Raw genomic sequence first — 11,060 nt, 5'->3', positions numbered from 1 at the left:
ATATACCGTAGATTAATTTTATCCGATATCGGACTTAATAAAATGAATATCAATTGTTTAAATGAATGGTACGGGCTTTGACACTGGTACCGTACAATAAACCCGTGATTATGAGTCAAAATCAACAACAAGGTGAGATCATTATCCCACCTGTAGCAGAAGATCCGGCATTGTCCGCAGATACGAAAAAGTTTTTAGCGGCGCTTAATGGTGGTGGCGGAGCCCCATTGGAAACATTATCTCCGGCAGCTGCCAGGGAAGTATTGGTAGGCGCACAGGCCTCTGTGAAGGTAGATTACTCGGGAGTGGATTTTTCTGAGAAGACTATCACAGCGGATGGATTCACTATCAAACTGGATATCGTTCGTCCTGCCGGGAATAACGATGTGTTACCCGTATTTATTTTCATCCATGGTGGTGGCTGGGTATTAGGAGATTTCCCTACACACAAACGTATGGTACGTGATCTTACTGTATTATCCGGCGCGGTGGGTGTATTTGTTAACTACACACCTTCTCCGGAAGCACAGTACCCACAGGCAGTGAATGAGATCTTTGCTGCTACCAAATGGGTGGCTGAACATGGCGCTGAGATTAATGTAGACGGTAAAAGACTGGCTGTAGTTGGGAACAGCGTTGGCGGCAACATGACGGCGGTAACTGCGCTGAAGGCAAAAGAGAATAAAGGACCTGAGATTAAATTACAGGTACTGCTCTGGCCTATCGTAGATGCTGACTTTGAGCATGATTCCTATAAACGTTTTGGAAAAGACAGGTTCCTGACAACGCCGTTGATGAAATGGATGTATGATAACTATACAAAAGATCCTAAACAACGTGCAGAGATTTATGCATCTCCTATTAATGCTACGCTGGAACAATTAAAGGGTCTTCCTCCGGCATCGATACACGTAGCAGAAGCGGATATACTCCGGGATGGCGGTGAAGCGTATGGCCGTAAGCTGGATGAAGCAGGTGTAACGGTGACTACTGTCCGTTATAATGGTGCTATTCATGATTTTGGTTTGTTAAATCCTTTGGCAGAAACACCTCAGTCTAAATCGGTATTTGTTCATGCAGCAGCAGAGTTAAGGAAATACTTAAAATAAAATATTATGATCAAGAATATTGTTATTGTACACGGTGCTTTTGCGGATGCTTCCGGCTGGGAACCAGCTTATAAGATCCTGAAGGCAAAAGGGTACAATGTTACGCTTGTACAGAACCCAACGACTACGCTGGAAGATGATGTAGCCGCTACTGTAGCGGCCATTGACAGGCAGAAAGGTCCGGTTGTACTGGTGGGTCACTCCTGGGGCGGTACTGTTATTACAGAAGCGGGTGTACATCCGAATGTAGCCAGTCTGGTGTACGTAGCAGCATTTATTCCGGAGGTAGGAGAATCTACACTGGCACTGGTGCAGTCTGAAGCGATACTGGAAGTGAATGGCATTCTGGCTCCGGATGAAAAGGGCAATGTATATCTTGATAAGGCATTGTTTAATTCAACGTTTGCGGTAGGCCAGTCTGCGGAGAAATCTGCCTTTATGTATGATTCGCAGATTCCTTTAACGGTGAAGTCTTTTGTAACACCGGTTACGCAGGCTGCCTGGAAAAGCAAACCTTCCTTTGCTATTTTTCCTACGGATGATGGTACTATTAATCCATTACTGGAGCGTACTATGTATAAACGCGCAGGTTGCATTGTTACAGAAATGACTGGTGGGCATACGTTGTTTATGACGAAGCCTGAAGAAGTAGCAGATGTGATTATTAAAGCGGCATCTATTTAATTATACAGCTTATTAGAGGGGGATGACCTGGCATGTTCGAAAGAACTGCTGGTCTCCTCCTTTTTTTGTTTGAACATTCCAGACAATACTTTGTTATAAAGTGTTCAAACGTCCATATCATGAGTGCTATTTTTGGCATCATACATAAAAATAAAAAGCCGGTAGACCAGGGAACCATTCATCGTATGAAGGTTTCTTTAGCACACAGGGCTATCGATGGAATGGAGATATGGCAGGATGAACACGTTATGATAGGGCATTGTAAACTGTTGATGGTGGCGATAGAACAGCAACAAAAGATGCCATTTGTGACACAGGACCTTATCATCTCCGCAGATATCCGTATTGATAACCGCGCATACATCATACAACAAACGGGTGCACAAAATGCCCTTACGGACATTGTATTGTTACACCATGCTTATCTTAAATGGGGAGAACAATGTGTGCAGCACCTGGAAGGCGAATATGCTTTTTGCATATGGAACCGCATCACACAGCAATGTTTTATTGCCACAGATCATATCGGATTCAGATCATTATATTATTACGACTCCCCGGATACTTTTATTTTCTGCAGCGAGCAGAAAGGTATAGCGGCTGTAAAGCCTGGTCCTTATCAATTTAATGAAATCAGCCTGATGGAATACTACTTCCGGCAGTCAGATCCTTCCGGCACTTACGATGCAGATATATCTGCATTGTGCGGCGGGAATATGCTGATATTAAAAGACAACAATATCTGCATCAAAAAATACTGGGTGCCTGAGGGTGGAAAATATTCATTTAAGAGAGATGAAGAATGGACAGGATGTCTCAAAGAACTACTATTTGAGGCGGTAAAGAACAGGATGATTACAGATAAGCCGATAGGCATTACCTTAAGCGGCGGACTTGATTCCTCTGCATTAACCTGTATCCTGTCCGATTTGCTGGCACGTGTTAACAAACCATTGTATGCTTTTTCATCTGTGTTGCCAGATGCTCATACAGAAGATGAACAGGATGAAAAGAAATATATTGATATCATTGGCAAACATTGCCCAAACCTGGTGCAAACCTATGTAACAGCGGAAGAATACGGTCCCTTTGATAATATTGTAGCGGCCTTTGAAAATGATGAAACGTTCCCGAATGTTTTTTATTATATGGACTATGCGATTCTCAATGCTGCCAGAGATAAACATATAGGTATGCTTTATACGGGCTATGGCGGAGATCATTGGGTATCATGGAAAGGAAATCCCGTTATTCGCAACATGATCAACAAAGGACGTGTCACAGATGCCTGGAAGCTGATAAAAGGCTTTTCAAAAACAGAAGGTAAAGGATTGATGGAAATCATCAAAAGAGAATATTTATCTCATACACGATGGAGAAAGAAAAAATCAGATGAAGTAACTGCCGCATGGCTGCAAAATGGATTTTTCAATAAATATAAACAGGACCTGAATTTTGATGCTGTAAAGGATATTACTTCTTTTATGTGTAATAAAATCCGGAATGGACGAACAGGGATATTTCCTGCGATGCTGGCAAAACGAAATGAAAGATTTGGGATGCAGTCTGCAGTACCACTTTTCGATAAACATGTATTGGAATTTATGATCGATGTGCCACAGCAGCTGTTTGTTCGCGGAGGTTATAAAAGAAGTCTGCTCAGGCATGCAATGGCTGGCATAATGCCTCCGGAAGTATTATGGAGACATGATAAAGGAATGTATTCACCTGATTACGTTTCCCGTACGATGAAACATGCCGGATTTATTCAGGAGGTAATCACATCCGAAAAATATGCAATTGGCTTTAAGCATTATTTATCCAGGGAAGGATATACCGGCAGTAATGATGTGCAAGATATAATATGTACCACACAGGGTGTAATTGCCAGTACTATACTTTCTGATTTACATGCAAAAGGGTACAGTTTTTCCACTATTTCTTAACACCTAAAATAAATTACATGAAAAACAAACTAAATGGTATCACTCCTGGTAATGGCGGTGCCGGAACTGATTTCGGTTCTGAAAAAACAGAGTAGAAATTTTTAAAAGGGTCATGTTCTCAAACATGACCCTTTTAGTTTTTTTATTGGAAAGATGGGAAGATACCATTCAGTGCGATAATGTAGTTAATACATACATACGGCATCATGTTATCATGAGGCTGAGTCCCTCCTGTCATCGTTAGTGCAGTAGGATCGAGCATAACGTTAGGTGCGCTGGGCCCTGATGGCAATGGTAGTGTTGTATAGAGTTTAACATCCGGATAAGGTGGTTGCTTTACACTATTATTCCCGTTTGTCTGGGCGAGTAAATTATTAGTAGGATCGCTGGTAGTAGCTGCGCTGGTGGTGGCTAATAATGCATGCGTGTGTGCAGGCATATTATTCTGCAACAGTGTCACATTTGGTGTACCACCCTGTTGTCCGATGATATAAGTTTGTCCACCCGCCAGGTTCCCCTGATTCAGCGGTATTCTTACCCGCAGATCCGGCAATGCAAATGTAGTGATGCCATCTCCACCATAAGTGGTACCGAGTAAGGCAAACAGTGCAGATTCCTGAGCGATACTTTGCAGTGCGCCATTACAGAATGCCCATCCCTGAGGGGCATAATTGCCCGCAAAGATTCTTACTTCTCCAAGGTAATTATCCATATAAATCAATTAAACGTTTTGAGGTAAATGAGGTTACTGTCTGGAAGGAAATATTCCTGCAGACGCTATACAGTAGTTCATAACAAGGAATGGCTGCCGGTTTTCATGAGGCAGGTTTCCTCCCGAAAGTGTAATGGCAGGCGCAAGTGGAGTAAGAGCACCTCCCGCAGGAGCGTACAGATTTACACCCGCTTTATTTGCAGTTACTCCACTTCCAGCCGTATTGGAGTTTGCAAAAAAGTTAGTGGAAGGACTACCGAGATCGTATGAAATGTTCGCATTTACCAGGTGATTATGAGCGGGTAAATTGGGCGAGAGCAATGTAACACTCTCTGAGCCCGACATACTACCAATCGGATAAGTACCGCTGCTACCAGTACCTTGTCCAAGAATGGCTCTACCGTTTAAATTAGGCAACGCAAAGGTTGTTGTGCCATTTCCGCCATAAAATGTGCCGAGTAGCGCAAACAATGCCTGGTTCTGAGCAATAGACAAAAGCTGTCCGCTGCAGGATATCCATCCTCTGGGAATACCTCCGAAACCAAAAAGCCGGATTTCTCCTAAATAATTATCCATATGAAAAAAATAAGATAAGGTTAAGAAATGCTATTGATGCGGAGGGAATATGCCACTCACGCAAATGGAATAAGTCAGTGCCAGATAAGGCGACATATTATCGTGTGGTATACTGGAACCGGCAGGCATTATCGTTTGCGGATTCAATACTGTGCCACTATTCTTATTATTAGAATACACAACAATGCCCTGTGACAAGCCAGATGAAAAGGCATTGGTGAGATAAACATTACTTGCCGGCGTAGCGGTGGCCAGGGCTGTCTGTGCCAGACTGGAACGTGTGACTGCCTGGATGTTGTGATTGTGGGCGGGCATTGTGTTCGTTGTAATGGTGACCTGTGCACTGCCCCCACTGGCTCCTGGTACAGTAAAACCGGCTGCAGCCGGATTAACGCCTGTTAATACGACTCCGCGGAGATCCGGCACTTTAAAATTGGTAGTGCCATTACCGCCGAATTGTATACCGATAATTGCGAAGAGGGTCTGGAACGCACTAATGTTGTACGTAGTACCATCACAGGCAAGCCAGCCGTTAGGTGTAAAATTGAATCCGAAAGCCCTGATTTCGCCAACGAAACCATCCATAAGTGTAAATTTTGAGGTGAGTAAATTGGAGTTATAAAAGAGTAGGAAATTGAGCTGATGTTAATCCATGATATACAGTTGTTATTGAGGGATTATAATGGTTATTAGTTCTTAGTTAACAGTAAAGGCTCAAAAATGTTCAAAACAAATAATTTAGCGGGGTATGATCAAAAAAAAATCCCCCTGTGTTGCAGGGGGATTTTTTCTGATTTCTATATCATTACTTCTTCTCTACAGCTTTTACTTCAAAATTTTCAAACACTACAGGGAAACTCTTTTTACCGGGAGCAGCAGCTACTACTCCTATCTGTGCTTTTACATTGGGCGGGAAGTATGCCAGTCGTAACATATCATACTTTATTCCATCAAAAGAATATTTTATCTCTACGAAGTCCCCTTTTCTCAATAATCTGAGCCAAACGGACTCCGGACTATCATGACGTGGTACTACTGACCAGTCGGATACTTCTCTTGTTACTACTGCACTTACGTTCTGTACACCATCTACATATTCAATCCCTGTTTTGATCCAGTTCTTGTTATCAATTCTTACCATCAATCCAGCCTGGTGGAAGAGTTCCTGGTAATGTCCGGTGATCTTTACACTGGCTTCAAAGTCACCTTCCTGTTCCTGGAAATAAAAAGGGCCATTGTCGCGGATAAAGCCATAATGGGTTACACGCCAGTAATCGGTGGCAGGGTCTACGGTTACATCCAGTTTCTTAGCGTTGCCGGTCCATTTGCCGGGTTCATTAAACCATTTCATAACAGGAGATTGATTTTGAGCATGCAGGTTACCAATACAAAAACTAAGTACGAAAACGAATAAAAGGGTTTTTCTCATAAACGATTGTTTTAAAAGTAGGGCAAATGTAGGAAAATTAGGTAGAGACTCAGTTCGAATGTTATAGATGTTATTGATCATAAATACACTGCATCTGACTGTTTAGTTCTCTGATTTAGCTTTGGAATATGGGTTTAGGATTTGTTTTTCAATTTAACTTCACCTAATATTCACGTCAGATAAGGTGTATTTATTGATCAATAACATCTGGCTCGAAGATTATGTAATCAAACTGAGGAACTTGAGGTACTACTGGAAATTAATGTCCTAAATCCCCCCTTAAGAAGTCGTGAATACGCCCCTGTATTGTCCATTTTAGTATAGACATTTGGTTCATAATAATTGAGATCGTTATGGAATTACATAATACTGCTGCGGCACTTATAAAGATCCTGTCTTCATTCAATGAAGAAGAAATGAATATGGTCCCTTTTGAAGGTAGCTGGACTGCCGGACAGGTAGGTGAACATATCTATAAATCTGTATCCGGTGTATCCCAGGTGTTACAGGGTGCTGTAGCTCCTACTGAAAGAAATCCCGGAGAAAAGATCAAAAGTATAGAGGACCTGTTTTTGAACTTCAATGAGAAATTTAAATCTCCGGAGTTTATTATTCCTTCTGATCATCCACATGATAAAAAGTTATTGCTAAAGTGTCTGACATTAACACTTGATGAAGTGGGTGAGAATCTTAAAAAGCAGGATCAAAGTGTTACCTGTCTGGAATTTGCTATGCCCGGATTTGGAGAATTGACGAGGATGGAATGGAATCATTTTATAATAGTGCATACACAAAGGCATATCCATCAATTGAAGAATATTGCTGAAAAAGTAAAAAACCGCTTACATCATTCGATGTAAGCGGCCATATTATTTTACTATATATTCTACGAATAAATCTGTAATTGTCAACTGCTCTTTAAAACGTGCCCATTCTTCCCTGCTCAACCCTTGTGGTTTCTTTTTAAGTACATTTCCCGCAGGGAAATTTACATCTGCGGAAACTACTGTCCTTCCTCTCGTTTTTTCCAGCAGCGTGTTTAAAAGCGGTGTATGAGGAATGCCTTTATACTGGTGTTCTTTTTCAGGAACAAAAGCGACAAGATCCTCATGTGTCATCATCTCCAGACCTTTCTCCTTCAATGTTGCGTTATGGCTGCAATGATGCCCTACTTTATAGAATACGGTATTATTTAATAAATGTTCCGCATTCACCGTTTCCTTTTTCCCATCGTTCTTTACCTCCCATTCGTGTTCATGCCAGCTAAGCCAGTTCCCTACCTGTGCATCTCCCGGGAATAAAAGCACCCTGCCGCTATCAATGAATTCTATTGCCAGCACCAGGCTGGTATTATTCGTATCAGCATCCATTTGCATTGCTAATGCACCCGCCATATCCAGCCAGTCGTCATCAATTTTGCGGTAAGACTGTTCAGGATCAAAATAGGAGGCTTTCATATAATCCAGCTGCTCCGCCTCTGCCAGTGATATGGTTGTTGCAGTCCCAAATGGCCGGCCACCATCCAGTGAAGGATCCTGGGCATCCATTCCAAAGATCCCTTCTACAAATCCAGCCAGTGAGCTATCGCCAAAATAGACTTCTTTTTTTGCACCACCTGATGGCGCGGCTTTATTCAATAATTTGTTTTTGGGTGGCCCCATTACATACATGCGGATGCCGGGCAATTTTGTTTTCTCTTCAATTAACTCACCAGGGTCCAGATAGACTATTCCTGCTTCACCTTTCTTTGCTAAAGTCCGCAGATGGTCCATCGCATTCTGCGTATCAAGACTGATCTTAAACTGATCGCTCACTTTTATTCCTCCCGGTGTTGTTGTTAATGCCAGGGGCCCGAAGAATTCAAGCAATCCATCCAAAGAATTATTAAACGCTTTTCTTTGGATCAGCATATTATCTCCACCTATCTGCAGCTTAAAAGCAGCCGCATTTTCATCTGTCTTTTTCTTCAAATGTTCTGCGGCAATTTTAAGCGCCTTTACTCTTTTCCGGAGACCTTTATTCAATACTTTAGCATCTTTATCTTCAGGGTTTTCTGTCCATGCCAGCCATAACTTACCGATAGGCAATTTATCAAACAGTTTCTTATCCGGATGGAATCCTGATACATGGTCCCAGTGTTCGTGGGTAGCTACCAATACATCCAGCTGAGGCACGGTTTTCCTGCTACCTTTTAATTCTTTTACAATATCATCTCTTACATTATCCAGCGTGATTCCCTCTACACTATCATTCAGCTTTAAACCACAGTCGATCAGCATGGTAAAGTTGCGGGTAGCTCCGGCAAAGAATTGCAGTAAGAAACAATCTCCAAAGCCATGCCTGTACATTCGCACTTTGATAGAATCAATATTTTTCATCTTAATTAATGTTGATGGGTAAATGAATGCATGAATGCGAAAGGGCCTGAAAGCGTTGCGAGTGTTTTATCAGAAAAGTATACTTCGCCTTTATCTGCGCCGATATTGTTCTTGTATTTATACTGACGTTCCATACGCTCAACATCATCAATCCCTTTTTTTATAGCATATTTCAATTGCATTTTATCAAGGTCAAAGATCAGTGTGCATCCGCCACGGAAAATAAATCCATTATCCGGTTTATCTTTTCCGGGATCAAAATAACCTGCGACTGAAAAATTCTGTTCTGCATCAATGTTTACTCTTATGCCTCTTTTCTGCACAAGGTTAATGATCACATGATTTATTATTTTATCATCCGGTGTGATCCTGCTGGCCAGCCAGAGATTCTCTACTGAATATTTAGCTAAATCAGAGTAATCCGAATGACCGAATCCCAGGCCCTCACAAGCCATTGTACCTTCCGGGAATAATAAACCGGAGAGTTCCGCAAATTTTTTACCGGCATTGCTCAAAATGAATTTTGAATTAATACGATCATATAATCCTGTAATTTTCTTTTTCTTATCTCCTGAGATAAAATATTTAGTTGTATCAAAGACTTTCTCCCTGCTTGTTTCATAGGCAACCGCTTCCTTAAACTCTTTGAGGAACTTAATAAATATTTCTTCGTCATCTTCTGCGAGTTCAAATTCAGGGAACGGCTCATGCACCAATGATTCCACGGACATTGTTTTTACACCTGTAGGGAAGATGCCCCGTTTTTGAAAGCTTTCTATGAAAGCAACGCGGTAATTCTTTTCATCTTCAGCTACCATATCAACATCTGCGGTAATGAGTGCCCGCAGATAATCCCCATAATTGATATCTACCGGAGGGCAATAGTCCAGTGCCCGGACGCATATTTTGAGGATACGGGAAGCAGTGTCTGAAGCTGTATTCGCTAACAGATCGACCATATCAGGATGAAGATCTCCCTCTCCGCCTGTGGAGACCCTTAACAATGGTTTGATACGTTGTTTATAAATATTGAGGAATGCGTCGAATATAGCAGCTACCAGTACAGCGCCACGATCATGGAATTCCATTTTAGTAGCGTATTCTTCCGGATCAGGTTTCTGAGGTGTCCATTCTCCTGTTACCGGGTCTGTTTTCCCAATGGCATCACGCAGGCTACCATAACTTCCCATTGCCAGGCCGAACTGCTGGGCTAATTGTCCAAGGAGATTCTGGGCATTCAGATCGCCCTTTGTTTTGGCAATCTGGTGTTTTAGTACTTCAGGGAAAGTAAAATGCTGAAATAAGGCTACAATATCTGAAAATGCTTCATGAAAGGCCCGGGTATCCGGATGCGTATCTTCAATATATCGCTGATGCAGTCCGTCCAGGATGGCATGTGTTGTTTCGTGTGCGATTACATCATGACTAAGGCAGGTAAATACAGTACCACCGGGTAACTGTAACTGCACATTTGCTGGTTTTGCAGGAAAGTATCCAAAGAGCAGGCTTTTTTTCTGAGGATTGTAATAGGCGTTTGCCTGTCTTAAGGCATGCGGATAAATACGCAACCTTTGTACAAAACTGCTACCTCCTATTTTGTTACTTTCAGTAAGATAAATATGAGGAGACCATTGGATCTTCCGGCCCAATGCCCGTTCAAAATTCTTTATGGTGGTCATTATCACGGCATAGACCATCTGCTGATGGAATTGCGGATTACTGACACTGGGATTTAGTCCGTCCTGAGCCAGTAAGTATGGATCGTTCAGATCTACCGGTGGATAAAAAACACCGGAAGCGGGGTCATAATCAATGATCTCTATATACTCACCGGCAGGCAGTGTTTTTGTTCCAGCCTGCTGTAGTTCTTCCCATTCAACTTTGTAAACAATATTATTAACCTGTACAGTATCTGTTAACAATGATAGAGAAGGGTCGAAGGCATAAGCTCTTAATTTGCGCGATACTGGCTTATTGAGCTTAGCTAGTTTTGTTTTGGGGACAAGCATATCCATTGGGGTACATTTCTTTGGAATACAATATATCGAATTTATAACAGGTAAAAAATACCAACTTGTTTGTATTTTTTACCCGTCGATTCTCAGTTTGAATGTTAATTGCCAGATGTTATTGATCATAAATACACTGCATCTGACTGTTTAGTTCTCTGATTTAGCTTGGGAATATGGGTGCAGGATTTGTTTTTCAATTTAACTTCACCTAATA

General features: G+C 41.8%; 10 protein-coding genes. 4 read left to right on the top strand and 6 right to left on the bottom strand.

Features of this window, described 5'->3' with window-relative positions; translation table 11 throughout:
- Positions 1–110: 110 nt before the first annotated feature.
- The 3 genes from BMW86_RS26770 to BMW86_RS26760 all read left to right on the top strand — a co-directional run bounded on the left by BMW86_RS26770 (position 111) and on the right by BMW86_RS26760 (position 3,739).
- Positions 111–1,109, top strand: coding sequence for an alpha/beta hydrolase (locus tag BMW86_RS26770; RefSeq protein WP_089788144.1), 999 nt, complete (start codon positions 111–113; stop codon positions 1,107–1,109).
- Between the two features lie 6 nt (positions 1,110–1,115).
- Positions 1,116–1,793 (top strand): alpha/beta hydrolase, encoded by a 678-nt coding sequence (locus BMW86_RS26765; RefSeq protein WP_089785975.1) that lies wholly within the window; start codon positions 1,116–1,118, stop codon positions 1,791–1,793.
- A 119-nt stretch (positions 1,794–1,912) separates the two neighbouring features.
- Complete coding sequence (locus BMW86_RS26760; protein WP_177189411.1) at positions 1,913–3,739, top strand: asparagine synthase-related protein; 1,827 nt, start codon at positions 1,913–1,915, stop codon at positions 3,737–3,739.
- A 142-nt stretch (positions 3,740–3,881) separates the two neighbouring features.
- Here BMW86_RS26760 and BMW86_RS26755 read toward each other — a convergent pair whose 3' ends face one another.
- From BMW86_RS26755 to BMW86_RS26740, 4 genes are all read right to left on the bottom strand, one after another.
- Positions 3,882–4,451, bottom strand: a complete 570-nt coding sequence (locus BMW86_RS26755; protein WP_089785971.1) for a phage tail protein — start codon at positions 4,449–4,451, stop codon at positions 3,882–3,884.
- A gap of 33 nt (positions 4,452–4,484) precedes the next feature.
- Positions 4,485–5,027 (bottom strand): phage tail protein, encoded by a 543-nt coding sequence (locus BMW86_RS26750; protein ID WP_089785969.1) that lies wholly within the window; start codon positions 5,025–5,027, stop codon positions 4,485–4,487.
- A gap of 30 nt (positions 5,028–5,057) precedes the next feature.
- The gene (locus tag BMW86_RS26745; RefSeq protein ID WP_089785967.1) at positions 5,058–5,612 is read right to left on the bottom strand and encodes a phage tail protein; all 555 of its coding nucleotides are present in this window, start codon (positions 5,610–5,612) and stop codon (positions 5,058–5,060) included.
- Between the two features lie 220 nt (positions 5,613–5,832).
- Positions 5,833–6,456, bottom strand: coding sequence for a DUF1349 domain-containing protein (locus tag BMW86_RS26740; protein ID WP_255373018.1), 624 nt, complete (start codon positions 6,454–6,456; stop codon positions 5,833–5,835).
- A 353-nt stretch (positions 6,457–6,809) separates the two neighbouring features.
- On the opposite strand from BMW86_RS26740, the gene BMW86_RS26735 reads away from it, so the two are divergent.
- Positions 6,810–7,316, top strand: a complete 507-nt coding sequence (locus BMW86_RS26735; protein WP_089785963.1) for a DinB family protein — start codon at positions 6,810–6,812, stop codon at positions 7,314–7,316.
- Positions 7,317–7,325: 9 nt separating this feature from the next.
- Here the strand turns inward: BMW86_RS26735 and BMW86_RS26730 are convergent, their stop codons facing one another.
- Together BMW86_RS26730 and BMW86_RS26725 are read right to left on the bottom strand one after the other, a co-directional pair.
- On the bottom strand, positions 7,326–8,834 hold the full coding sequence (locus BMW86_RS26730) for an MBL fold metallo-hydrolase (protein ID WP_089785961.1): 1,509 nt from the start codon (positions 8,832–8,834) through the stop codon (positions 7,326–7,328).
- A 5-nt stretch (positions 8,835–8,839) separates the two neighbouring features.
- A complete protein-coding gene (locus BMW86_RS26725; RefSeq protein ID WP_089785959.1) occupies positions 8,840–10,849 on the bottom strand; it encodes a gluzincin family metallopeptidase in 2,010 nt (669 codons plus the stop codon).
- Between the last annotated feature and the right edge of the window lie 211 nt (positions 10,850–11,060).

The organism is Chitinophaga sp. YR573 (genome assembly GCF_900110995.1).
In the GTDB taxonomy this organism is placed as follows: Bacteria; Bacteroidota; Bacteroidia; order Chitinophagales; family Chitinophagaceae; genus Chitinophaga.
The sequence above is the reverse complement of the archived record's forward strand: the minus strand, read 5'-3'. Positions and strand labels throughout refer to the sequence as shown.

Bases quoted from the DNA above. Each gene is read 5' to 3' on its own strand.
- BMW86_RS26760 (WP_177189411.1), top strand. From the start codon at position 1,913: ATGAGTGCTATTTTTGGCATCATACATAAAAATAAAAAGCCGGTAGAC.
- BMW86_RS26765 (WP_089785975.1), top strand. From the start codon at position 1,116: ATGATCAAGAATATTGTTATTGTACACGGTGCTTTTGCGGATGCTTCC.
- BMW86_RS26770 (WP_089788144.1), top strand. From the start codon at position 111: ATGAGTCAAAATCAACAACAAGGTGAGATCATTATCCCACCTGTAGCA.
- BMW86_RS26745 (WP_089785967.1), bottom strand. From the start codon at position 5,612: ATGGATGGTTTCGTTGGCGAAATCAGGGCTTTCGGATTCAATTTTACA.
- BMW86_RS26735 (WP_089785963.1), top strand. From the start codon at position 6,810: ATGGAATTACATAATACTGCTGCGGCACTTATAAAGATCCTGTCTTCA.
- BMW86_RS26755 (WP_089785971.1), bottom strand. From the start codon at position 4,451: ATGGATAATTACCTTGGAGAAGTAAGAATCTTTGCGGGCAATTATGCC.
- BMW86_RS26750 (WP_089785969.1), bottom strand. From the start codon at position 5,027: ATGGATAATTATTTAGGAGAAATCCGGCTTTTTGGTTTCGGAGGTATT.
- BMW86_RS26740 (WP_255373018.1), bottom strand. From the start codon at position 6,456: ATGAGAAAAACCCTTTTATTCGTTTTCGTACTTAGTTTTTGTATTGGT.
- BMW86_RS26730 (WP_089785961.1), bottom strand. From the start codon at position 8,834: ATGAAAAATATTGATTCTATCAAAGTGCGAATGTACAGGCATGGCTTT.
- BMW86_RS26725 (WP_089785959.1), bottom strand. From the start codon at position 10,849: ATGGATATGCTTGTCCCCAAAACAAAACTAGCTAAGCTCAATAAGCCA.